Below are 22,857 nucleotides of genomic sequence, written 5' to 3'. Positions count from 1 at the left end.
GTAACCTTTAAACAATATTTAAAAGTTGCTACCGTGCCACCGCAGCGTGTTTCACCTGTAATTTCTACGCATCAAGCACTATTCAACTAAGGCATAAATGATGAAAAAAATGACTGCCGTGCTCTTTTCTCTGGCCGTGGGGCTGAACGCCGTCTCGCTGGCGGCGAAGGCTGACGCACCAAAAGAGCAGGAAACGGATGTCCTTTTAATTGGTGGCGGCATCATGAGCGCCACGCTGGGCACATATCTTCAGGAATTAGAGCCGAACTGGTCCATGACCATGGTCGAGCGCCTTGATGGCGTGGCGCAGGAAAGCTCTAACGGCTGGAATAACGCCGGGACGGGGCACTCGGCACTTATGGAACTGAACTATACGCCGCAGAAAAAGGACGGTTCCATTAGTATCGAGAAGGCGGTAGAGATCAACGAAGCGTTCCAGATCTCACGTCAGTTCTGGTCTCACCAGGTGAACAGCGGTGTGTTGCACAATCCGCACTCCTTCATCAACACCGTTCCGCACATGAGCTTTGTCTGGGGCGATCAAAACGTCAACTTCCTGCGCGCGCGCTACGCAGCCCTGCAACAGAGCACGCTGTTCCGCGGGATGAAATACTCTGAAGATCACGCTCAAATCAAAGAGTGGGCGCCGCTGGTTATGGAAGGCCGCGATCCGAACCAGAAAGTGGCGGCGACCCGCACTGAAATTGGTACTGACGTTAACTACGGTGAAATCACCCGTCAGCTGGTGGCCTCTCTGAAGAAAAAAGAGAACTTTAACCTGCAACTCAGCTCCGAAGTGCGTGGTTTCAAGCGCAACGCGGATAACAGCTGGAGCGTGACCGTTGCCGATCTGAAAAACAACGAAGCCGAGCATGTGATTAAGGCGAAGTTCGTGTTTATCGGTGCTGGCGGCGCGGCGCTGAAACTGTTGCAGGAGTCCGGTATTCCGGAAGCGGACGACTACGCCGGCTTCCCGGTTGGCGGCCAGTTCCTGGTGTCGGAAAACCCTGAAGTGGTTAACCGTCATCTGGCTAAAGTGTACGGTCAGGCTTCTGTTGGTGCGCCACCGATGTCCGTTCCCCATATCGACACCCGTATGCTGGACGGTAAGCGCGTAGTGCTGTTCGGGCCGTTCGCTACATTCTCTACCAAGTTCCTGAAAAACGGTTCCCTGTGGGATCTGCTGAGCGCGACCACGACGTCAAACGTCAAGCCAATGATGGACGTGGGACTGGATAACTTCGATCTGGTGAAATACCTTATTAGCCAGGTGATGCTCTCTGATGAAGAACGCTTCGAGGCGCTGAAAGAGTACTATCCGCAGGCGAAGAAAGAAGACTGGCGCCTGTGGCAGGCGGGTCAGCGCGTGCAGATCATCAAACGCGATCCGAAAGAGGGCGGCGTGCTGCGTCTGGGTACCGAAGTAGTAAGCGATAAGGATGGCACTATTGCCGCGCTGCTGGGAGCATCCCCGGGGGCGTCTACCGCTGCGCCAATCATGCTACACCTGATGGAAAAAGTGTTTAAGGACAAAGTATCCAGCCCGGAATGGCAGGCGAAGCTGAAAACCATTATTCCATCCTACGGTACGAAGCTGAACGGTAACGTTGACGCCACGGAACAAGAGCTGGAATACACCAGCCGCGTTCTGCAACTGCAATACGTCAAACCGCAGGCTGCGGATGCTGCGCCGAAGGCAGAGCTGAAGCCGCAGGCGGAAAGCAAGCCGGTTGCGGATATCGCGCTGTAAGCTAAACGCAAAACGGTAACATCCGTTACCGTTTTTAGTGTTTTCTCCCTCTCCCGGTGGGAGAGGGTTGGGGTGAGGGCACCAGAACGCACCCTTTCCAGGTCGGGTAAGCGTGAGCGCCACCCGACTTATTTTTAACGAACTACTGCTTGTCCTACCGTCTCATCCGCCTTCCATACGCGATATTTCACATCCACGTTTTCCGGCGTATAAACGACAATCGGCAGCTTGCTGTTATAGCGCAGCAGACTGTTATCACCCAGATAGGCGGTGATAAATTTCTTCTCTTTCTTGCCGTCCGGGCACGCCATCATGGTGGAGACTGGCGAGGTTACTTTGTCGAAGACATAGTAGTCATAACCCCAGCCTTCCAGTGTTTTGCTTTCCAGTTGGCCGCCCAGACGATGCTGGTTGCAGTCCACTTCCAGCGTCTGGCCGATTAACAGCTCGACTTTGAAATTCCCTTCATTCTGCTGAGCCGGGAGCTGAATAACCTGGCGCTTCATCCCTTTGTCCGCTTGCGGATACGGGGCAACTTTTTCCAGCGGCTGCTCTTTTGGGGTTTCGCTGGCAAAAGCGCTGGTGCTGGCGCACGCAGCGGCGATAAGGGCGATGGCAAATTTAGGTGCGTTTTTCACTGTCATTCCTTTTTGTTAAAACGATCCCGGAAAGACTAACATAATGCATGTGAATGGTTGGCGTAATTTACTCACATTTTCATTTTAAACGGAGTAAAGCACTGCTTTTATGCTCTTTTATTGGTGTTTAATGCTGTGGTGGAGTCGGTGCAGAGATCGTGTTATTTTACGCGTTAATTATTGTTATTCATCTGTAAAGGGAGAAGAGATGGTACGGGAAAAACTGAAGACACCTGAAGGCCGCAAGTTCCTGCTGGCGTTACTGGTTGTGTTTATGATTGCTGCTGCATGCGTGGGGCGAGCAACCATTGTCGGCGTGATCGAGCAGTACAACATCCCGCTCTCTGCGTGGACAACCAGCATGTTTGTCCTGCAATCAGCGATGATCTTTGTTTACAGTCTGGTGTTCACCGTTCTGCTGGCGATTCCGCTGGGGATTTTCTTTCTCGGTGGGCGTGAGAAGCACTAAGCATTGTGCATGCGAAGACAGGCAATAAAAAACCAGCCATAAGCGGCTGGTTTTTTTGTGTAGTTTTGGTCGGCACGAGAGGATTTGAACCTCCGACCCCCGACACCCCATGACGGTGCGCTACCAGGCTGCGCTACGTGCCGACGCATAAAAGGAATACTACTCGATTCCTTTTTGATTGCAAGGGGGAAGCAACGCTAACTGATTCATAAATAATCAGTTAGCGATAAAGCGCTTCTCGTCTGTCAGCACCTGCAACAGCAAGCTGAGCTGCGGTTTCTGGTCTTTCAGCTTCTCACCTTCGAGGCTGTACGTCTGGTAATTGCCGTTGCTGTTCAGCACAAGGGACAGCGTCGGCGTGGTCACCACCAGCGTGTTTTCGCCAGCAGCCGTGACCCAATTATGACGCCGCGTGGCGCTAAAGAGGTCTTGTCCCTGCGAGTATTCAATTGCCGGCGTGCTAACGTGCAGCAGCCGCTGCATTAACGTGGTCATGACGTCTTTATGGTCGGTCAGCATATTGATGCGTTGCGCGGGAGTGCCCGGCCAGTGGATCACCAGCGGGACATGCAGGTTCGGACGCGACCAGTCCATGCCCTTCGCTTCGTCGCCGAGCGGCACGCCATGCCCCGCCGTGATAATGACGACCGTATTATCCAGCTTGCCCGCGTCGCGAAGGGCGGTCAGCACGCGAGCGATCTGCGCATCGACATCACCCGCCGCACGGCTATAGCGGCGCGCGAAGCCTTTCTGATTGCTGTCATCAAAATTTGTGCCGTTAAACGCAACCCAGGAGAACCAGCGGTTATCTTCCTGTGCATAGCGCTTCAGCCAGTCTATCCACTGGTCAGCAGTCCGATCGTCAGACTGTCTCTGCGCGGCTGGCAGTGAGAAATCAGACAGCAGCGCCTGGCGGTACAGCGAGCTGTTGAAACCATCAGAGGCGAACAGCCCCAGCTGGTAGCCCTGCTGATTAAGCCCGGTAATCAATGCAGCCGGAATACGGGCCGACAGCACGCCGTCCATATAACTCGGTGAAATGCCGTAGAACAGACCGAAAATACCCGCGTCGGTCGAATTACCGGAACTCATGTGCTGAGTGAATACGATGTTGTTCTCAGCGAATTCAGCCAGGGCAGGCATCTGCTTCTCATAGCGAGAATAGTTCAGGCCATCGACGGTAATCAGCAGCACGTTCTGACCGCGCCCCATGTCGCGATATTTCAGATCGCTCAGGGGATACTGCACGCTGACCGCTTCCGGATTACCCTGTTCGACCAGACGACGCTGATATTCCTGCGCGTCCAGCAGACCGTGTTTTTCAAGGAAACGACGCGCCGTCATCGGATAGGAGAGCGGCAGATTCGCACGCTGCATGGTAATAGGGCGGTAGAAGTTCGCATCTGCCCAGATATACATCAGGTGCGAACCGATAAATGAGGCGAAAAAGAGCGCCGCGACGGGCTTCGCATAATGTCGGCGTCGGGTCAGGCTGCGGAGCTTTTGCCAGCTCCACGTCGCGAACAACATTTCGATCAGCAGGATAATCGGCACGCTGATAAACATCAGCTGCCAGTCGCGGGCGGTCTCGTTCTGATCCGGGTTAATCACCAGCTCCCAGACGACAGGATTCAGGTGCAGGTGGAACCGGGTAAAAACTTCGCTGTCGATAAGCAACAGCGTCATGCCCGCCGTCGCAAGAATGGCGGACAGGAAGCGCATCAGCCGCTGCGACATGACGATAAACGTCAGTGGGAACAGGATCAGCAGATAGGTGGCGAAGACCAGAAAGCTAAAGTGACCAACAAGGCTCATCCACGAGTAGATACGCCCGGTTAACGTGGTTGGCCAGTCCGCCACAAACAGATAACGGCAGCCGAGCACCATCGCCAACAGAATGTTGAACAGTGCAAACCAGTGCCCCCAGCTGACCATCTGGGAGACTTTTTCACGGTAGCGCTGACGATTCGTCACCATAAACTGTTGTTCGTTTCCCTTAGTGTGCCTGGTCGTCGCTAACGGATGACTGCAAAGCCTGGGCGAAAGATTTGGCGATCGCCTGACGCTGAGCCGGAGCAACGCTGGTATTGATCAGGTTGGTAACCATATTTCCCAAAACCATCAGGGAGAGATCGGTTGGCGTTTTATGTTTTTCCAGTACGTTGACCAGCTCACTGAGCAGTTGTTCAACGTGTTCGTCACTGTAGCGGGAATGTTGTGGCATAAATCAAAATCAGTTTGTTGAGAGAAGGGCGACATATTACCGTAGCAACAGCTTTTTTTCCCCTTTTTTATCTTCTGTTGCACACATGCGTTGGTGGTGGTTGAATACCGCCCGGTCTAAAAGGAGAGTTTATCATGAGTCTGGAAATCAACCAGATTGCCTTGCACCAGCTTATCAAGCGTGATGAGCAAACCCTTGAAGTGGTGCTACGCGATTCGTTACTGGAACCAACGCCTACCGTTGTCGAGATGATGGCGGAGTTGCATCGCGTCTACAGCGCGAAAAATAAAGCCTATGGCTTGTTCAGCGAAGAGAGCGAACTGGCGGATAGCCTGCGCCTGCAACGTCAGGGCGAAGAGGATTTCCTGGCATTCAGCCGCGCTGCAACCGGCCGTCTTCGTGACGAACTGGCGAAATATCCCTTCGCCGATGGCGGTATCGTCCTGTTCTGCCACTACCGCTATCTGGCGGTAGAGTATCTGCTGGTCACCGTGCTGAATAATTTAAGCAGCATGCGTGTGAACGAGCAGTTGGATATCAGCTCAACGCACTATCTGGATATCAACCATGCGGATATTGTGGCGCGTATTGATTTAACCGAATGGGAAACCAATCCGGAATCGACGCGCTACCTGACCTTCCTTAAAGGCCGCGTGGGCCGCAAAGTGGCCGATTTCTTTATGGACTTCCTCGGTGCCAGTGAAGGGCTGAACGCCAAAGCGCAGAACAAAGGTCTGCTCCAGGCGGTGGATGACTTTACCGCTGAGGCGCAGCTGGATAAATCTGAGCGTCAGACCGTGCGTCAGCAGGTTTACAGCTACTGTAACGAGCAGTTACAGGCCGGGGAAGAGATTGAGCTGGAGTCGCTGTCCAAAGAGCTGGCGGGCGTCAGCGAAGTCAGCTTCCAGGAATTTACCGCGGAAAAAGGCTATGAGCTGGAAGAGAGCTTCCCGGCGGATCGCAGTACGCTCCGTCAGCTGACGAAATTTGCCGGTAGCGGCGGTGGGTTAACCATTAACTTTGATGCCATGCTGCTCGGGGAACGTATCTTCTGGGATCCGGCGACCGACACGCTGACCATTAAAGGCACGCCGCCGAATCTGCGCGATCAGCTCCAGCGTCGCACCTCAGGCGGTAAGTAGCGGCCATAAAAAAACCCCGCAGAAGCGGGGTTTTTCTCGACAGGTTTGCGATTACGCGCGAACGAAGTCGATGTGAGACAGTTTTGGCTTGAACGGGTGACGCTGAACAGCCTGAACTTTCACTTTTTCTTCTTTACCGCCAACAACGATGGTCAGAACTTCGCTGTAGAATTCAGCTTTGTTCTGCATGTTCCACACTTTGTCGTGATCCAGTTCGATTGCAACTGGAGCAGCTTCGCCACCGTAAACGATAGCCGGGAACTTGTTAGCGTTACGCAGGCGGCGGCTCGCACCCTTACCCTGCACGTTACGTACTTCTGCTTCGATAGTGAACATTGATTTCTCTCTGTATTTAAAACCCTGCTACAGGCGACCCAGCAGCAGGTGAGTGTTCTGCCTCACGGATGTGAAGCGGGCGGCATTTTATACTCAAATGGCTCGCGCATCAACGAAAAGTCCCGTTAACCGCGCAATTCGTTTGCCCGGCGAAAGCGTCCTTCATAGTCAAAGACCTTCTCACGCACCTGCCAGAACTGCCCTTTTTTACGGGCGACAACAAAATCAGGATGGCGCAGCAGCGCCTGCTGGCGCACGATATCGGCAACGGTTATCCAGCGCAGCGGCACGCCGGGCGTGCGGGTATGCGGGCGGATAAAGAGCTGTTCGAACGCGGTGCGCTGGGCGGGCGTCTGGACCCTGAACCGCTCGCTGACGTCTGCGCCGTCCTCGTCGTAATAGGTAATCTTTAGCCACTCGCCTTTTTCATCCGCACCGGGCTGTAAGACCATGCCGGAACAGCGCAGCACCAGCGCATCTTTCAGTTTCAGCGCCGCTTTCAGCATGTCATCCGGGTCGACCAACACCGTGTCACACTCCCGACAGCGGCGGGCAGCGATATCGTTCTCGGCGTTGCACTGCGGGCAGTTTTTGAAGCGGAAGCGGAAATCACACTGTTCGCGATGGCCTTCATCGTCTTCAAACCAGCCCTGACAGCGGCGGCCAAAATGTTCGATCAGCGTGCCGTCGGCGGTAGTTTTGCCCCAGAAAGTGTTGGCAAACCCGCAGGCCGGACAAAACACCTGTACCGGCACGTTGTCGCTCTTGCCTTTTGGCGTGCCCACTTCCGGGGAGTAGAGATCGTGCGGATTACCGGCATAATCGAGGATCAGACAGTCGGTTTTGCCCGGTGCCAGGCGCAGGCCACGGCCGACAATCTGCTGGTACAGGCTGACGGATTCGGTTGGGCGAAGAATCGCAATCAGGTCAACGTGCGGTGCGTCAAACCCGGTGGTTAATACGGAGACATTCACCAGGTAGCGGAACTGCTGGGCTTTGAAAGCCTCAATCAGGCTGTCGCGCTCCGGCCCGGGGGTTTCACCGGTAATTAACGCCGCGTCGTTGGTGGGCAGAAGCCCCGTGATTTCACGCGCGTGTTCGACGGTAGCAGCAAAAATCATCACCCCTTTGCGCGTTTGCGCAAATTCTTCAATCTGGCTGATGATATGCGGCGTGATCCGCTTCTGTTTTTTCAGCTCATGGTTAAGATCCGCCTCGCTGAACAGCCCGTTGCTCTGCGCCTGTAAGCGGCTGAAATCGTACTGCACGACCGGCATATCCAGCCGCTCCGGTGGCGTCAGATAGCCATGCTTGATCATGTAGCGCAGCGGAAGCTCATAGATACAGTCGCGGAACAGGGCCTTTTCATCGCCACGCACCATGCCGTGATAATGAAACTGATAAATCCAGCCCTTGCCCAGACGAAATGGCGTGGCGGTCAGGCCAAGCAGGCGTAAGTGAGGGTTCACCTCTCTCAGATGAGTGAGGATTTGCTGATACTGGCTGTCGTCGTCATCGCTGATGCGGTGACACTCATCGACAATCAGCAGGGAAAACTCGCTGCGAAACAGGTCCAGGTTGCGCGCAACGGACTGTACGCTGCCAAACACCACTTTCCCGTGGCTCTCTTTGCGCTTCAGCCCGGCGGCAAAAATATCGGCCTCCAGGCCGAGCGCGCAATATTTGGCGTGGTTTTGCGCCACCAGCTCTTTTACGTGCGCCAGCACCAGCACGCGCCCGCGAGCCAGGCGCGCCAGTTCGGCAATCACCAGGCTTTTACCGGCTCCGGTCGGGAGCACGATGGCGGCGGGTTCCCGGTGCTTGCGAAACCAGGCGAGGGTGGCATCAACGGCTTCTTGCTGATAGGGGCGTAGTGTGAACGTCATGGCTTCTCTATTCAGTTAACTCGCATATAGTATGCCACGAAACTTTTTCCCTTGAGTGGCGCAACCAGACCATTATACTGAACTGTTTCTGACTGCTTCTTTTTCGGACGCGTAGTCCGACTTCCAGCACCATTAAGGCTAAAAAGATTTCATGCGACTTGATAAGTTTATCGCTCAGCAACTCGGCGTAAGCCGCGCTATTGCCGGGCGTGAAATTCGCGCCAGCCGCGTAACCGTGGACGGCGACATTGTGAAAGACAGCGCTTTTAAACTCCAGCCTGACCACCAGGTGGAGTATGACGGCAACCCGCTGACCCAGCAGAATGGCCCGCGCTACTTCATGCTCAACAAACCGGAAGGTTACGTCTGTTCAACGGACGATCCGGATCACCCGACGGTGCTCTACTTCCTCGACGAACCTGTGGCGCACAAGCTGCATGCGGCAGGGCGTCTGGATATTGATACCACCGGCCTGGTGCTGATGACCGATGACGGTCAGTGGTCGCACCGCATCACCTCCCCGCGCCATCACTGTGAGAAAACCTATCGGGTGACACTTGAGTCGCCGGTCTCGGATGACACGGCAGAGCAATTCGCGAAAGGCGTTCAGCTACATAATGAAAAAGATCTGACCAAACCGGCGGTGCTGGAAGTCATTACCCCAACGGACGTCCGTCTGACCATCAGTGAAGGCCGTTACCACCAGGTGAAACGGATGTTTGCCGCCGTGGGCAACCACGTTGTGGGGCTGCATCGTGAACGTATCGGCGCGATTGAACTCGATCCAGACCTGGCGCCAGGGGAATATCGCCCGCTGACGGAAGAAGAGATTGCCAGCGTCGGGCTGCTTTCACGCTAAATTCAGGAGAACCCTGTGACCACCAGGCCACACTCGTCGTTTAAAATCGTATTTATCCTTGGCCTGTTGGCCATGCTGATGCCGCTGTCTATCGATATGTATCTGCCCGCGCTGCCGGTGATTTCCGCGCAGTTTGGCGTACCGGCAGGCAGCGCACAGATGACGCTCAGCACCTACATTCTTGGTTTTGCGCTCGGCCAGCTCTTTTATGGCCCAATGGCAGACAGCCTGGGGCGCAAACCCGTTATTCTGGGCGGGACGTTGATATTTGCCGCGGCGGCGGTGGCCTGCGCGCTGGCGCAGAGTATCGATCAGCTGATCGTGATGCGTTTCTTCCATGGCCTGGCTGCGGCTGCGGCAAGCGTGGTGATTAACGCGCTGATGCGCGACATCTACCCGAAGGAAGAGTTCTCACGCATGATGTCGTTCGTCATGCTGGTCACAACCATTGCGCCGCTGGTCGCCCCCATGGTGGGCGGGGCGGTGCTGGTGTGGTTCAGCTGGCATGCGATTTTCTGGATCCTGGCGATTGCCGCGCTGCTGGCCTCGGTGATGATCTTCGTCTTTATCGATGAAACGCTGCCGGTCGAGCGCCGTCAGAAGTTTCACGTCCGCACCACGCTTGGCAACTTTGCCTCGCTGTTTCGCCATAAGCGCGTGCTGAGCTATATGCTGGCCAGCGGCTTTAGCTTTGCCGGGATGTTTTCGTTCCTGAGCGCGGGGCCGTTTGTGTACATCGAACTGAACCATGTGTCACCCCAGCACTTTGGTTACTACTTCGCGCTGAATATCGTGTTCCTGTTTGTGATGACCATTATCAACAGCCGCTTTGTCCGGCGGGTCGGGGCGCTGAATATGTTCCGCGCCGGGCTGTGGATCCAGTTCGTGATGGCTATCTGGCTGGTATTGAGCGCATTGTTGGGCGTCGGTTTCTGGGCGCTGGTGGTGGGCGTGGCGGCGTTTGTTGGCTGCGTCTCGATGGTCTCATCCAACGCGATGGCGGTGATCCTTGACGAATTCCCGCATATGGCGGGCACCGCCTCGTCGCTGGCAGGGACGTTCCGTTTCGGGATTGGCGCGATTGTCGGGGCGCTGCTCTCAATGGCGACGTTTAATACTGCCTGGCCGATGCTGTGGGCGATTGCCCTCTGCGCGACTTGCTCCATCCTCTTCTATCTTTACGCCAGCCGGCCCCGTAGGACGGCGCATAAATGAGCACTTAAGGCCCGAAACGGGCCTTTTTGTTGACCCATATCAACCAACCCTCGGTTCGTTTACCCGGTGTTTGTTTCTTTTATGTAAAATCTATTTATGTAAAAAGTCACATCATTGTATTTAAAAAGGTTGAGTTAGATCGCAGAAACGGGTACATATAGCGCCGACGCGAGCCTGCAACGCCTATAAAATCCGCTAAACAGTGCAGGTTGGCGATGATGTGTTACTATAAATGTAAATAAATTGTGAAGTAAATTTGCTTCCGGGGATCTGAACGTGAATACATTACAACTCTCCATTGTCCATCGCTTGCCCCAGAGCTATCGCTGGTCGACGGGTTTTGCAGGTTCGAAAGTTGAACCGATTCCGCAAAGCGTTGCCGGGGAGGATAATTGTCTGGTGGCGCTCAAGCTGCTTAGCCCGAGCGATGAAAATGCGTGGCCGGTTATGGAACGTCTCAGCCAGGCGCTGACGGACATCGAAGTAGACAGCTCCGTGCTGGAATGCGAAGGTGAGCCGTGCCTGTTTGTTAACAGCCAGGATGAATTTGCTGCGACCTGCCGTCTGAAAAACTTCGGCGTGGCGATTGCCGAACCGTTCTCCGGTCAATATCCTTTCTGAGTGCTAGTCAGCGGACAATAGCTGGCGCGTGTAATCCTGCGCAGGCGCAGTGAATACGCGCTGGCACTCTCCCTGCTCAACGACTTCTCCCTGCCGCAATACCACCACCTGATGGCAAAGCGCACGCACCACCTGTAAATCGTGGCTGATAAAAATATAGGCCAGCCGATGCTTTTCCTGTAGCCCCTTCAGCAGCGCCAGAATTTGCGCCTGCACGGTGCGGTCCAGTGAAGAGGTAGGCTCGTCCAGCACGATCAGCTCCGGTTTCAGGATCAACGCGCGGGCAATCGCTATACGCTGGCGCTGTCCGCCGGAAAACTCAGCCGGATACCGGTGCCGGGTCTCGGGATCTAAACCCACTTCCGCCATCACCCGCTTCACGTCGATTTCACGCTGTTGTGCCGTCAGCGCGGGCTGATGAACGCGCAGGCCCTCTTCAATAATCTGCAATACGCTCAGCCGCGGGTTCAGCGAAGAGTTCGGATCCTGAAAGACCACCTGCATCCGCGGGCGGACGGGCAGCATTTGGCGGCGGCTCAGGTTTTGCAGCGGCATGCCGTCAAAGAGAATGCTTCCCTGCGAGGCGATCAGGCGCAGCAGCGCCAGGCCGGTGGTGCTTTTGCCCGAACCGGATTCGCCCACAAGCCCGAGCGACTCGCCCGGACGCAGAGAGAAGCTCATGTTTTTCAGAACATGATTGTGATCGACCACGCGACGCAAAATGCCTTTGCGGATCGGGAATGACACCGACAGGTCCTCAACCTTCAGCAACGGTGCGCTGTCAGCGTTAAGCGGAACCGGGTCGCCAGAGGGTTCGCTATCGAGCAGGCGCTGTGTATACGGGTGCTGAGGCGCGCTCAGCAGGGCAGTTGCCCTGTTCTGTTCGACGCAGCGGCCATTTTGCATCACGGCCACCGCGTCAGCGAGCTTTTTCACGATGCCCAGGTTATGCGTAATAAACAGCAGGCTCATGTTCAGCTCGTCCCGCAGTTCACTCAGCAGTTGCAGAATTTGCGCCTGCACCGTGACGTCCAGCGCGGTGGTGGGTTCATCCGCAATCAACAGTTCGGGGCGCGTCAGCAGCGCCATCGCGATCATCACGCGCTGGCGCTCGCCGCCGGAAAGCTGATGCGGAAAATCGTTCAGCCGTTTCGCCGCATTACGAATGCCGGTGCGTTCAAGGCAGTCCAGAATTTCCCCCCGCGCTGCCTCTTTACGCATTCCCCGATGAAGTGACAGCACTTCATAGAGCTGTTTTTCCAGCGTATGCAATGGATTGAGCGACACCATCGGCTCCTGAAAAATCATGGCAATCTTATTGCCACGAATGCCGCGCAGGGTTTGCTCATCAGCGTTCAGCAGGGATTGTCCATGGAACAGAATATCCCCCTGCGGATAGCTAACCGGCGGGGAAGGGAGCAGGCGCAGCACCGACAGTGCCGAAACGCTCTTACCAGAGCCGGATTCCCCGACCAGCGCCAGCGTCTCTCCGCGCTGGATCTGCAACGATAAATCCGTCACCACCGGGCGAGATTCGCCCTGCTTTGAAAACGCAATCGACAGATTTTCTATGCTCAGAAGAGGCCGGGTCATGTCATACCGCCTTGTTGGGATCGAAGGCATCGCGCACGGCTTCGCCAATAAAAATCAGCAGGGAAAGCAGCACAGCCACGGAGAGGAATGCGGCGATGCCCAGCCAGGGGGCCTGGAGGTTGTTTTTGCCCTGCAACAGCAGTTCGCCAAGAGACGGTGAGCCCAGCGGCAAACCGAAACCAAGAAAATCGAGCGACGTCAGGGTGGTAATGGAGCTACACAAAATAAACGGCAGGAAGGTGAGGGTCGCCACCACCGCATTGGGAAGCATGTGACGGAAGATAATTGCGCGATCGCTCACGCCTAATGCCTGCGCGGCGCGAATATAATCGTAATTTCGCGTGCGCAGAAACTCCGCGCGCACCACGCCGACCAGTGCCATCCAGCCGAACAGGACGGTGATGCCTAACAGCCACCAGAAGCCAGGCTGTACTACGCTGGACAGCAGGATAATCAGAAACAGCGTCGGCATACCGGACCAGACTTCAATTACGCGCTGCCCCCACAAATCGATTTTTCCACCGTAATAGCCCTGCATGGCGCCCGCCACGACGCCCATCACGCTGCTAAAGAGCGTCAGAAGCAGCCCAAACAGGAGCGAGATGCGGGTGCCATAGAGGATGCGCGCCAGCACATCGCCGCCGTTGGCGTCCGTTCCCAGCCAGTTTTGCGAGGAAGGCGGGGAAGGGAAGGGGGTGGACGTGGCGTAGTTAATACTGTTCGCGCCAAAGCGAATCGGTGCCCAAAGCGCCCAGCCGTGCTGCGCGATCTGTTCACGTAACCAGGGATCCTGATACTCGGCTGGCGTCGCAAACGGACCGCCAAAATCGCTTTCGCTATAGGTAGTAAGCACCGGCACGTACCAGCGATCTTTGAAATGCACCAGCAGGGGTTTATCGTTGGCAATCAGTTCGGAACACAGACTTAAGGCGAACAGGACGGCGAAGATCCACAGCGACCAGTAGCCGCGACGGTTGTGGCGAAATCGCGCCCAGCGGGCCTGATTGACGGGGCTTAAACGCGACATTAGCGGCCCTCAAAATCGATACGGGGATCGACCAGCGTATAGCTGATATCGCTGATGATATTCAGCAGCAGGCCGATCAGGGTGAAAATGTACAGTGTGCCAAACATCACCGGGTAATCACGGGAGACGGTGGCCTCATAGCCAAGCAGCCCTAAACCGTTGAGAGAGAACATCACTTCTATCAGCAGAGAGCCGGTAAAAAACATACTGATGAACGTGGCGGGAAAACCGGCAATCACCAGCAGCATGGCGTTACGAAAAACGTGCTTCCACATAATCTGCTTTTCACCGACGCCTTTGGCGCGCGCGGTGACGACGTACTGTTTGCGGATCTCATCAAGAAAGGCATTTTTGGTCAGCATCGTAAGCGCCGCAAAACCGCCGATAACCGTCGCCAGCACCGGAAGCGTGATGTGCCAGAAGTAATCGGTGATTTTCTGATACCACGGCAACGTGCTGAAATCCGCAGAGACCAGCCCGCGCAGCGGGAAGAGGTCGAAATAACTGCCGCCAGCGAAAAAGACAATCAGCAGCACGGCAAACAGAAATGCCGGGATAGCGTAGCCGATGATAATGAACGTGCTGCTCCAGATATCAAAACGGCTACCGTTGTAGACCGCTTTGCGGATCCCCAGCGGAATGGAGACCAGATAAATAATCAGCGTCCCCCACAGTCCGAGCGTGATGGAAACCGGAAGGCTTTGCTTGATCAGGGTTAGCACCGAGGCGCTGCGAAACAGGCTGTCGCCAAAATCGAAACGGACATAATCCCAGAGCATCCTGAAATAACGCTCGTGCAGCGGCTTGTCAAAACCATAGCGATGGGTGATCTCGGCGATCACCTCCGGATCCAGTCCCCGTCCGCCCCGGTAGTGGCTTTCGCTGATATTGCCCACGCCCGTCCGGGCATGGCTGGCCCCCATTCCTTCACCGCCGCCGCCCGGCATGCCGCCAGCGTGACCAAATTCTATGGCCGCAATCGCCTGGTCCACCGGGCCGCCGGGGGCAATCTGCACGATAAAAAAGTTAATGGTAATGATGGCCCATAGCGTCGGGATAACCAGCAGCAGCCTGCGGATAAGATAAGCGCCCATCGTCACTCCTCAACGCCGCGCTGCGGGCAGTTTTGCGGCTTTATTCACGTCATACCACCACGTATCAAAACCAAGCGTATAAACCGGGCGAACGGCGGGCAGGGAGAATTTGTCCCAGCGGGCCACGCGATCTTCACCTATGTACCACATCGGCAGCATGTAATAGTTCCAGGTTAACACCCGGTCAAGCGCACGCCCGAGCGGCAGAAGTTTCTCTTTATCGCCCTGAGCGGCAACGATTTTCGCGATCAGCGCATCAATCACCGGACTCTTTACCCCCGGAGCGTTGTAGGAGGAGTCGATATAGCCCGATGCCCAGGAGATTTGCAGGTCTGAACTCGGCCACGGCTGGGCAGCCCACAGGGTTTGCATCATGTCGTAATCGCGACTGCGCTTGCGGTTGGTCAGCTGGGCAATATCGACCTGGCGGATATTCATGGTCACCCCAAGACGGGCAAGGTTCTTCTTAAACGGCAGCACCCACTGATCGTTTGCGCCGGAGGCAATCAGCAGTTCGAAGCTGAGCGGCTTACCAGTTTTAACATTTACTCGTAGCCGATTTTTCAACACCCAGCCAGCGTCATCCAGCAGTTTGCTGGCTTTCAGCAGGTTGTCCCGGTCGAACCCGTTTCCGTCGGATTTTGGCGGTTCAAATAGGCGGGTGAACACTTCCGGCGGGAGCTCCGCTTTCATTGGCGCCAGCAAAACCAGCTCGTCCGCGTGGGGATAATCACGGGCGGCATATTCAGTATTCTGGAAATAGCTGTTCGCCCGGCTGTAGGCTCCGTAAAACAGCGCTTTGTTCATCCATTCGAAATCAAACGCCAGGGTAATAGCTTCACGCACCCGACGATCGGAAAAAACCGGGCGCTGAATATTAAACGCCAGCCAGCGCGTGTCCTGCGCGGATTCGTTTTTATGTTCGTCTTTAACGATATAGCCTTTCGCGAAATTTTTTCCGATATACCGGGTCGCCCAGTTTTTGGCGCTGTTCTCGACACGTAAATCAAATGCGCCTGCCTTAAACGCCTCGAAGGCCACGTTATCATCCAGGTAGTAGTCGTAGCGGATTGTATCGAAGTTCCAGCGGCCCCGGTTTACCGGCAGCGTGGCTGCCCAGTAATCTTTCACGCGGGAATAGATCACGTACTGGCCCATTCGCCAGTCGGTAATGCGATACGGTCCTCCGGCCAGCGGCGGGGAAGAGAGGGGATCGCTCAGCTTATGGTTTTTCCAGAATGATTCGGGCATGACGGGCAGGGAGAACAGGCTCAGCATATTCTCTTTGTTTGGCTCAGGGAGTTCGATTCGCACGGTCAGCGGGGCGATGGCTTTCACCGTGGTGCCCTTGTACACCAGACGAAACTGCGGCACGCCTTCGGTCATAAATTTATGAAAGGTGAACGCCACATCGCGGGCGCTAACCGGCGTACCGTCGTGAAAACGCGCCCGCGGATTAATCGCGATTTCTGCCCAGCTAAAATCATCGGCGTAACGCACGTTCTCAGCGACCAGGGGATAATAGCTGCCGGGCTCGTCGTCGGAGGTGACGAACAGCGTGTCATAAAGGGATTCGGTACGCGCTGCCGCCACGCCGCGCAGGGCGAAGCGGTTAAAGTTGTCAAACGTTCCGGTCGCGGAAAGCGTCACGTTCCCGCCTTTCGGGGCGGCGGGGTTCACATAATCGTAGTGAGTAAAGTTGACCGCATACTTCGGCTCGCCAATGACGGCAAAGGCCGTGCTCTCTTTGATGGTCTGCGCCTGGCTCGACAGGCTCACCAGCGCCAACAGCATCAATACAACGCGCATAATCATAGTGCGGCGGATCCCTTTGTTCACAGGCAGGCTCGGTTGAGGAGAATAATAAGGGACAGCGCCGTGATTGTGAAATTATTCCCCGAGCGTGATGTCGGGTTGCCACGTCCTGAACTGCTCCAGCGGCATTGGTCGGCCGATCCAGTAGCCCTGAAGATAGTTCACGCCATGCTCGCGCAGCCACGCCGCCTGCTCGGGCGTTTCAACACCCTCGGCGACGGTTAACATATTCAGGCGTTCTGCCAGCGTCAGCACCGCGTCCAGCACTGGCGAGGTAACGGTTTCAGTCCCGATGGCATTCACGAAGCCACGGTCAATTTTCAGGTAATCCATCGTGAAGCGTTCCAGATAGATCAGCGCGCTGTGGCCGGTGCCAAAATCATCGATGGCGATTTCAAAACCTTCATTGTGCAGCCATTCAAACAGCTGATTTGCCTCGCGGTGGTTGATCATGTCGCGCTCGGTTATTTCCAGCACAATCTGGAAGTGATCGGGCGGAAGGGCAGCGGCAAACGCGCGCATATCCTCCTTAAAGCTTTCCGCATGCAGATGACCGGGTGCGATGTTGATCCCAAACTTGGCCCCAGGCGGGAGCACCGTTTGCAGGACAGGGGCATCGCGGATAATCAGGTCAAAAAGATGCAGCGTCAGCGGGACAATCAGCTTCTGCGCTTCAGCAAAATTAATAAAGGCATCCGGTGGAATTTCGCCCATCACCGGGTGCTTCCAGCGCATCAGGACTTCCAGCCCGGTCATTCTGAGCGACTGCGCATCCACGACGGGCTGATAGACCACGTAGAACTGGTCGTGCTTGATGGCCGTAAGGATCTCTTTCCCGGGATTAAGACGGATAGTGAGAATATAGAAATTCAGCAGACCTGCCGCAATACCGCAGACCAGGCCGAAGAACACGGCGTAGAGCAGTTCATCGGTCTTCCAGGCTTGCGCATAGACGTTAACGGTCAGAGGAATATTTTTCAGCGTGGCGGTGCGAGCGGGGACCTCAGGCAAATCCCGCGCCTGAACCAGCATTCCGGACTGGGTGGATAACGCGGAGTCGCCAATGACGATCGATATTCCGGAAAATTCATCCTGACGTGACGTATAAAGAAGGTAAGGCGTCAGGTTGATGTTCACGGAGGTAAATACGCCGCCGTCTTTTACCAGCGGATTGCGATACCAGATAGCGATCGCGGGTTTATCCGGCAGCATGGGCGTGCCCGGCAGGAGCGCGATATCAACAGGTTTGCTGATGTGTAGCTGAGGGATAAGCGTTTCCATTGGGGTATTCATCGGACCTGTTGCCGAAGAGCAGAAGGCCTGTTTATCCCGGACCAGCAAAAAGGCGCGCACGTTAATACTGAAGGCCGCGCGTGAGGTGAGCGCCGCACTGACCTCTTCACAGCTGTTCAGCGTGAGCGGCTGGAGCGTATCAATAGAGGTTTTAAGCTCGTCGAAAAAGTTCTCCATGTAGACGCTTAAATCCGTAATGAGGGTATCGTACCTGACTTCTCGCTTGTGATAACTCCAGTAAAACTGTAATGCACTCAGAAGCAGGGCGGTAAACAACCCCGTCAGAATACTGAGAAACAGTATCTTGCGGTTGCTGGAGAAGTAGCGGGTAAACATTGATGTCGTGATTCCTGAAATGACGCTGGATGTCTATCAGTGTAACGGGCAAAAAAAAACACTGCCGGAGCAGTGCTTTTTTAATCGTATCGCCAGCCAAGGGATAACCAACGATACGACAGCAATATTAACTACGGCTCAGAACGCGGCGAGCTTCGTTGTAGCGCTTCTTCCAGTAAGGTTCGTTCATGCTGGAAATCGTCACACCACTGCTGGTGGAAGCATGGACAAACTGATCGTTACCGATATAGATGCCAACGTGTCGACCGGTTGAACCTGCTCTGAACAGGACTAAATCGCCCGTACGCAGTTTAGTGCGCGAAATGGACTTGCCCATTTCCTGCTGTTCATAAGTAGAACGCGGAAGGTCTAACCCAAACTGCTCACGGAAAGTACGCTGTACGAATGCGGAGCAATCGATGCCTTTCTTGGTGCTGCCGCCCAGGCGGTAACGCACGCCTTTCCAGTCAGCATACTGATCCATAATACGCGACTTAACGTCGAGATTACGTACCATATTTTCAAATTCATCCTGAGAGGCTTGCAGTGAAGAGGAATCTTCCATTCCCACAACACGCGTCTCAGGATGCATATTCTTCGCGGTGTTCGTCGTACTACATGCCGAAAGCAGAACCGCCACTGCAATCGCCGGGATCCCCCGCAAGATATATCTCAAAATTGGTTGAGATTTGACCATTTTGTTTGTTTTCCCTTGAAGTCCTTAACGAAAATATCGTTATAAAAATGCCAACCGTGACGAGACTAATTATCTGTTCACAATGAGACAATTCTTTATGGTGAAATCTGTGGCACAACGCACAAAATTATTCACCACGATAATAATTATCTCAATGGGGCAAAACGAGTTCGAGGTTAACCGATTGCAAAGGGCATTGCGAGCAAAAAAGACCGTTTTTTTATAAGAAAATGTGATACACAACGTTACAGCGCGGAATTGCTCAAAATGCCGCCATTCATACCGGTAATCCCTGCAATTGCTTCATTTTTATCACGAATTGTATGACGGAATGATGACAGCGCTGAATGATGCCGGAAAGAAGTGACTCAGGGATCGAAAACGATCCCTGATGAATGGTGTTAATTAGCGTTATTTATTTGTTTCAGACTTGTTTAAATTTGCCGGGAAGATAGCGATCAAAAATACCTATTACGCGATCGCTCAGGGGAGTCATCAGCACCCAGGGTAAACCAATTAACACCGCCGTGAGGGAGCCTACGGCGATATCTGTCAGCCAGTGAGCGCCAATCATCACCCGCGGGAATGCAAATACCACCACAATAACCAGGGCGATGGCGAAGGCTTTTTTACCGAAATAGCGCAGCATGAAGCCAGCAAAAATCAGCAGCATCATACCGTGGTCGCCCGGGAAGCTGTCCTTCGACGCGTCTTTGGTTGGAATATGAAGCAGCTCGCTGACGCGGTTAATATTCGGGAAAGAGAGCGACGGACTGGCGCGTTTAACCGGCATCAGATGCTGCGCCAGCTGGTTGATAATCACGGCTGCCAGCAGCATGACCAGGCCGATAATCAGAATACGGCGACGACCCGTTTTGTCTTCCTTCAGCCAGAAGGAGAGCATCAGACAGCCCATTGCCAGCAGCGAACAGCCGTCAAACGCGCGGTTGTTGGTGATCGCCACCAGCCACAGGAAGGCTTCACTCTTCGCCAGCGCCTGGTTAAAGAAGTGGAACAGCCCGGAATCCAGCGGGAACCAGAAACCGTGATCCGCCGGGATATACCAGGAGAAAAAGATCGCCAGACCGGCAGCGTTGAGCAATAAAATAGCAGGAAGTCGAGTCGTCATAGTCTTCAGCAATGTGTGAAATCAGGGGCAACGTTAGCCGCCCAAACTTAAACGAAGCTTCAACAGGCTTGACTGGAGGGCATTCCAGTCGGTATTAACCGCACTAATTAACTCTATCCGGCTGTCGGGTGGCGCGACGTTCTGGGTTTCTATAAAGAAATCCTCGCCCTGACGATTAATGCGCACCAGACCATCCGGGGTGCGCATGATCCCTTTTACCCGCTCAACCGGCGCCAGTCTCGCCCATTCCAGTATACCAATGGTGTCGAAAACCGTATCGGCATCGAAGATCCAGCCGCAGGCCTGGTGTCCCTGGCCGCTGTTCAGATTTCGACGCCAGCGCTGATGTTCCGGCAGGCTCAGCGCAGCCAGACCTTGCTTCGCGCCGTGGCTATGCGAATGCTCTGCGCTGGCAGGCAGTTGCGTCTGGTTGAGGCGGGGAAGATCGAGCAGGGCGCCATCAATGTTGCCCTGGGTGGTCTGCACATACTGACGTCCACCGCCAGCCTGCTGCCACCAGGCATTGAACGCGGCCTGACTTTCAGGCGTCGCGCGATCGGATTTATTCGCCACGATGATATCTGCCGAGGCGAGCTGGTCGCGGAAATTGTCGTTATTGATCGCTTTTTCATCCAGCAGCTGGCGGGGGTCGAGCAGGCAAAGCGTCGCACGCAGCTCAAGCCACGGCTCGTAGACCGGGGCGGTCAGTAAATCAAGAATTTGCTTCGGATGACCCAGCCCAGTGGGTTCAATCAGCAGACGGTCAGGCTTGCCCTGACGCAGCAGCGTATTCAGCCCGACCTGCATCGGCAGACCATTCACGCAGCACATACACCCGCCCGGGATCTCTTTCACCATCGCGCCGCTGTCGGCGAGCAACGCGCCGTCGATCCCCACTTCGCCAAATTCGTTGACCAGCACGGCCCACTTTTCCGCCGGATCTTTATTGGCCAGCAAATGCAGAATGGACGTAGTTTTACCGCTGCCGAGAAAACCGGTGATCAGGTTGGTTTTGGTCACGTGCGCTCCGATAAATAATTGTGATGTAGTAACAACTATCTATCATCCTGACGAAAAAATCGGGCATTGAGAAGAGGGAGGGCGAACGGAGCGTAAAACCGTTCGCCTTAAACGCAATAATCGCTAAATTTTTAACGTTTCGATAACGGCCTGACGCGCGCCGAGCCGGACGAGGCGTTGGTACGCGCCGGTGATTGCCTCGACAAAAACAGGGTTTTGCGGCAGGTTGTCGCCAAAGATTTCTTTTAGCGTCAGCAGGGCGCTAACGCGTTCTGCGTCACTGCTGGAAGCGACAATGGCCTGAAACTTGTCGTTCAGCGGATCGCGCACGTCAATGGCGTTGCCCTGGTCGTCCGTCCCGCTGACGTAGCGCATCCAGCCTGCGACGCCCAGCGCCAGTAATGGCCAGGCGGTGTTACGCTCAAGATGCATGCGGATCCCATCCAGCATGCGCTGAGGCAGCTTCTGACTGCCGTCCATAGCGATTTGCCAGGTGCGGTGCTGTAGCGCCGGGTTGGCGAAGCGGTCAAGCAGGCTGTCAGCATAGGCTGTCAGATCGACGTTGGTGATGCGCAGCGTAGGGGCCTGCTCATTCAGCATCAGCCTGCGGGCAGCCTCGCGGAAGCTGTCGTCCTGCATACATTCATTTATGTGCGCGTAGCCGGCAAGGTAGCCCAGATACGCCAGGAAGGAGTGGCTGCCGTTCAGCATCCGCAGCTTCATCTGCTCCCAGGGCAGGACATCCTCAACCATCTGTACGCCTGCAACCTCCCATTCCGGACGCCCGGCGACAAAGTTATCTTCCACTACCCACTGAATGAACGGTTCACAGCTGATGGCGCAGGGATCTTCAACGCCAAGTTCCTGGGTGATTTCCGCGAGTGAGGCGTCAGTGGCGGCGGGCACGATTCGGTCGACCATGGTGCCAGGGAAGCTCACGTGCGCCTCGATCCATCCGGCCAGCTCTGCGGATCGCTTTCCGGCCATGCCGAGAACGGCATTTTTCACCACGTGGCCGTTGTCGGGAATATTGTCGCAGGAGAGCACGGTAAACGCCGGCAGGCTGCGCTCGCGGCGGCGATGAAGCGCTTCGACCAGAATACCCGGCGCGGAATGCGGCTCAGACGGATGCTCAAGATCGTGCAGAATGCGGCTGTTGTGCATATCCAGTTTCCCCGTCGCCGGATCGATGCAGTAGCCTTTTTCGGTAATGGTGAGGGAGACAATGGCCACCTGCGGTTCGCAGAACTTCTCAATAATGGCTGCCAGCGAGTCGAGTTTTGCGTTCAGGCACTCTTTTACCGCACCGATAATAATGGGCTGATTGCCTTCGGCACCTTTCTCCAGCACGGTAAACAGATGATCCTGCGCGCGGAGCTGGCGCATGAGAACATCGCCGCTAAAGAGGCTAATCTCACAAATACCCCAGTCGCCTCCTTTGGCGTTCAGCACCCGGTTTGTTAACAACGCCTGATGCGCCCGGTGGAACGCGCCAAAGCCGAAATGGACGATGCGGGAGCGTAACTGCTCGCGATCGTAGCGGGGCTGCTGGACATGAGCAGGAAGCGCGGTGGAGGCAATAGTCTTCATGTAGTACACACCTGATTAACCATTAATTAACAATGCCAGTGTAAAGTTATATGACAACAAATTAAATTGGTAAGCCGTAAATATCCCGGTTATGTGAGTTTGATCAATCAATGTCGCGCGCTG

The 22,857-nt window shown here is 55.1% G+C and carries 20 protein-coding genes and 1 tRNA gene; 6 read left to right on the top strand and 15 right to left on the bottom strand.

The window, feature by feature from the left end:
• Positions 1–100 precede the first annotated feature (100 nt).
• Positions 101–1,750: a malate dehydrogenase (quinone) gene (gene mqo / locus ACQG1K_RS14945; protein ID WP_032623890.1), complete on the top strand. Its 1,650-nt coding sequence runs from the start codon at positions 101–103 to the stop codon at positions 1,748–1,750.
• Between the two features lie 134 nt (positions 1,751–1,884).
• Here the strand turns inward: mqo and eco are convergent, their stop codons facing one another.
• Complete coding sequence (eco, locus tag ACQG1K_RS14940; protein WP_032622478.1) at positions 1,885–2,394, bottom strand: serine protease inhibitor ecotin; 510 nt, start codon at positions 2,392–2,394, stop codon at positions 1,885–1,887.
• A 202-nt stretch (positions 2,395–2,596) separates the two neighbouring features.
• On the opposite strand from eco, the gene ACQG1K_RS14935 reads away from it, so the two are divergent.
• Positions 2,597–2,857: a DUF2534 family protein gene (locus ACQG1K_RS14935; protein ID WP_006811332.1), complete on the top strand. Its 261-nt coding sequence runs from the start codon at positions 2,597–2,599 to the stop codon at positions 2,855–2,857.
• A 66-nt stretch (positions 2,858–2,923) separates the two neighbouring features.
• Here the strand turns inward: ACQG1K_RS14935 and ACQG1K_RS14930 are convergent.
• The 3 genes from ACQG1K_RS14930 to ACQG1K_RS14920 form a co-directional block, all read right to left on the bottom strand.
• A tRNA-Pro gene (locus ACQG1K_RS14930) sits at positions 2,924–3,000 on the bottom strand.
• A gap of 73 nt (positions 3,001–3,073) precedes the next feature.
• Positions 3,074–4,834, bottom strand: a complete 1,761-nt coding sequence (gene yejM / locus ACQG1K_RS14925; RefSeq protein WP_163347137.1) for an LPS biosynthesis-modulating metalloenzyme YejM — start codon at positions 4,832–4,834, stop codon at positions 3,074–3,076.
• A 19-nt stretch (positions 4,835–4,853) separates the two neighbouring features.
• Positions 4,854–5,081, bottom strand: coding sequence for a YejL family protein (locus tag ACQG1K_RS14920; protein ID WP_001135586.1), 228 nt, complete (start codon positions 5,079–5,081; stop codon positions 4,854–4,856).
• 134 nt (positions 5,082–5,215) lie between these two features.
• Between ACQG1K_RS14920 and yejK the strand changes: the two genes are divergently transcribed.
• Positions 5,216–6,223 (top strand): nucleoid-associated protein YejK, encoded by a 1,008-nt coding sequence (gene yejK / locus ACQG1K_RS14915; RefSeq protein WP_017693031.1) that lies wholly within the window; start codon positions 5,216–5,218, stop codon positions 6,221–6,223.
• Positions 6,224–6,274: 51 nt separating this feature from the next.
• Here the strand turns inward: yejK and rplY are convergent, their stop codons facing one another.
• Together rplY and ACQG1K_RS14905 are read right to left on the bottom strand one after the other, a co-directional pair.
• Positions 6,275–6,559, bottom strand: a complete 285-nt coding sequence (rplY, locus tag ACQG1K_RS14910) for a 50S ribosomal protein L25 (RefSeq protein ID WP_022648733.1) — start codon at positions 6,557–6,559, stop codon at positions 6,275–6,277.
• Positions 6,560–6,684: 125 nt separating this feature from the next.
• Positions 6,685–8,445: a DEAD/DEAH box helicase gene (locus ACQG1K_RS14905; RefSeq protein ID WP_022648732.1), complete on the bottom strand. Its 1,761-nt coding sequence runs from the start codon at positions 8,443–8,445 to the stop codon at positions 6,685–6,687.
• A gap of 151 nt (positions 8,446–8,596) precedes the next feature.
• On the opposite strand from ACQG1K_RS14905, the gene rsuA reads away from it, so the two are divergent.
• The 3 genes from rsuA (at position 8,597) to ACQG1K_RS14890 (ending at position 11,140) form a co-directional block, all read left to right on the top strand.
• Positions 8,597–9,304: a 16S rRNA pseudouridine(516) synthase RsuA gene (gene rsuA, locus ACQG1K_RS14900; RefSeq protein ID WP_022648731.1), complete on the top strand. Its 708-nt coding sequence runs from the start codon at positions 8,597–8,599 to the stop codon at positions 9,302–9,304.
• 15 nt (positions 9,305–9,319) lie between these two features.
• Complete coding sequence (locus tag ACQG1K_RS14895) at positions 9,320–10,519, top strand: Bcr/CflA family multidrug efflux MFS transporter (RefSeq protein WP_193131842.1); 1,200 nt, start codon at positions 9,320–9,322, stop codon at positions 10,517–10,519.
• Positions 10,520–10,795: 276 nt separating this feature from the next.
• Positions 10,796–11,140, top strand: coding sequence for a YejG family protein (locus ACQG1K_RS14890; RefSeq protein ID WP_003859372.1), 345 nt, complete (start codon positions 10,796–10,798; stop codon positions 11,138–11,140).
• A gap of 3 nt (positions 11,141–11,143) precedes the next feature.
• Here ACQG1K_RS14890 and yejF read toward each other — a convergent pair whose 3' ends face one another.
• The 9 genes from yejF to ACQG1K_RS14845 form a co-directional block, all read right to left on the bottom strand.
• Positions 11,144–12,733, bottom strand: coding sequence for a microcin C ABC transporter ATP-binding protein YejF (gene yejF / locus ACQG1K_RS14885; RefSeq protein WP_367076122.1), 1,590 nt, complete (start codon positions 12,731–12,733; stop codon positions 11,144–11,146).
• Position 12,734: 1 nt separating this feature from the next.
• Positions 12,735–13,760 carry a microcin C ABC transporter permease gene (locus tag ACQG1K_RS14880; protein WP_023330165.1) on the bottom strand — a complete coding sequence of 342 codons (1,026 nt, stop codon included), beginning with the start codon at positions 13,758–13,760 and terminating at the stop codon, positions 12,735–12,737.
• Positions 13,760–14,854, bottom strand: a complete 1,095-nt coding sequence (locus tag ACQG1K_RS14875) for a microcin C ABC transporter permease YejB (RefSeq protein ID WP_003859369.1) — start codon at positions 14,852–14,854, stop codon at positions 13,760–13,762. The genes ACQG1K_RS14880 and ACQG1K_RS14875 overlap by 1 nt, the downstream gene beginning before the upstream one ends.
• Before the next feature lie 9 nt (positions 14,855–14,863).
• Positions 14,864–16,669 carry an extracellular solute-binding protein gene (locus tag ACQG1K_RS14870; RefSeq protein ID WP_367076119.1) on the bottom strand — a complete coding sequence of 602 codons (1,806 nt, stop codon included), beginning with the start codon at positions 16,667–16,669 and terminating at the stop codon, positions 14,864–14,866.
• 75 nt (positions 16,670–16,744) lie between these two features.
• Positions 16,745–18,298, bottom strand: coding sequence for a cyclic di-GMP phosphodiesterase (locus ACQG1K_RS14865; protein ID WP_023306617.1), 1,554 nt, complete (start codon positions 18,296–18,298; stop codon positions 16,745–16,747).
• A gap of 127 nt (positions 18,299–18,425) precedes the next feature.
• Positions 18,426–18,995, bottom strand: a complete 570-nt coding sequence (gene mepS, locus ACQG1K_RS14860; protein WP_003859364.1) for a bifunctional murein DD-endopeptidase/murein LD-carboxypeptidase — start codon at positions 18,993–18,995, stop codon at positions 18,426–18,428.
• Positions 18,996–19,419: 424 nt separating this feature from the next.
• Positions 19,420–20,124, bottom strand: a complete 705-nt coding sequence (locus ACQG1K_RS14855) for a phosphatase PAP2 family protein (RefSeq protein WP_038416426.1) — start codon at positions 20,122–20,124, stop codon at positions 19,420–19,422.
• A gap of 33 nt (positions 20,125–20,157) precedes the next feature.
• Entirely contained in the window at positions 20,158–21,144 is a 987-nt protein-coding gene (locus ACQG1K_RS14850; protein WP_022648724.1) for a CobW family GTP-binding protein, read from the bottom strand.
• A gap of 123 nt (positions 21,145–21,267) precedes the next feature.
• Positions 21,268–22,734 carry a mannitol dehydrogenase family protein gene (locus ACQG1K_RS14845; protein WP_367076116.1) on the bottom strand — a complete coding sequence of 489 codons (1,467 nt, stop codon included), beginning with the start codon at positions 22,732–22,734 and terminating at the stop codon, positions 21,268–21,270.
• Between the last annotated feature and the right edge of the window lie 123 nt (positions 22,735–22,857).

Source organism: Enterobacter cloacae complex sp. 402C9 (assembly GCF_050030745.1).
Lineage (GTDB): Bacteria > Pseudomonadota > Gammaproteobacteria > Enterobacterales > Enterobacteriaceae > Enterobacter > Enterobacter intestinihominis.
This window is presented reverse-complemented; position numbering and strand designations above follow the sequence as displayed.

Coding starts and splice junctions, on each gene's coding strand:
- mqo (WP_032623890.1), top strand. CDS start 101: ATGAAAAAAATGACTGCCGTGCTCTTTTCTCTGGCCGTGGGGCTGAAC.
- eco (WP_032622478.1), bottom strand. CDS start 2,394: ATGACAGTGAAAAACGCACCTAAATTTGCCATCGCCCTTATCGCCGCT.
- ACQG1K_RS14935 (WP_006811332.1), top strand. CDS start 2,597: ATGGTACGGGAAAAACTGAAGACACCTGAAGGCCGCAAGTTCCTGCTG.
- yejM (WP_163347137.1), bottom strand. CDS start 4,834: ATGGTGACGAATCGTCAGCGCTACCGTGAAAAAGTCTCCCAGATGGTC.
- ACQG1K_RS14920 (WP_001135586.1), bottom strand. CDS start 5,081: ATGCCACAACATTCCCGCTACAGTGACGAACACGTTGAACAACTGCTC.
- yejK (WP_017693031.1), top strand. CDS start 5,216: ATGAGTCTGGAAATCAACCAGATTGCCTTGCACCAGCTTATCAAGCGT.
- rplY (WP_022648733.1), bottom strand. CDS start 6,559: ATGTTCACTATCGAAGCAGAAGTACGTAACGTGCAGGGTAAGGGTGCG.
- ACQG1K_RS14905 (WP_022648732.1), bottom strand. CDS start 8,445: ATGACGTTCACACTACGCCCCTATCAGCAAGAAGCCGTTGATGCCACC.
- rsuA (WP_022648731.1), top strand. CDS start 8,597: ATGCGACTTGATAAGTTTATCGCTCAGCAACTCGGCGTAAGCCGCGCT.
- yejF (WP_367076122.1), bottom strand. CDS start 12,733: ATGACCCGGCCTCTTCTGAGCATAGAAAATCTGTCGATTGCGTTTTCA.
- ACQG1K_RS14880 (WP_023330165.1), bottom strand. CDS start 13,760: ATGTCGCGTTTAAGCCCCGTCAATCAGGCCCGCTGGGCGCGATTTCGC.
- ACQG1K_RS14875 (WP_003859369.1), bottom strand. CDS start 14,854: ATGGGCGCTTATCTTATCCGCAGGCTGCTGCTGGTTATCCCGACGCTA.
- ACQG1K_RS14870 (WP_367076119.1), bottom strand. CDS start 16,669: ATGATTATGCGCGTTGTATTGATGCTGTTGGCGCTGGTGAGCCTGTCG.
- ACQG1K_RS14865 (WP_023306617.1), bottom strand. CDS start 18,298: ATGTTTACCCGCTACTTCTCCAGCAACCGCAAGATACTGTTTCTCAGT.
- mepS (WP_003859364.1), bottom strand. CDS start 18,995: ATGGTCAAATCTCAACCAATTTTGAGATATATCTTGCGGGGGATCCCG.
- ACQG1K_RS14855 (WP_038416426.1), bottom strand. CDS start 20,124: ATGACGACTCGACTTCCTGCTATTTTATTGCTCAACGCTGCCGGTCTG.
- ACQG1K_RS14845 (WP_367076116.1), bottom strand. CDS start 22,734: ATGAAGACTATTGCCTCCACCGCGCTTCCTGCTCATGTCCAGCAGCCC.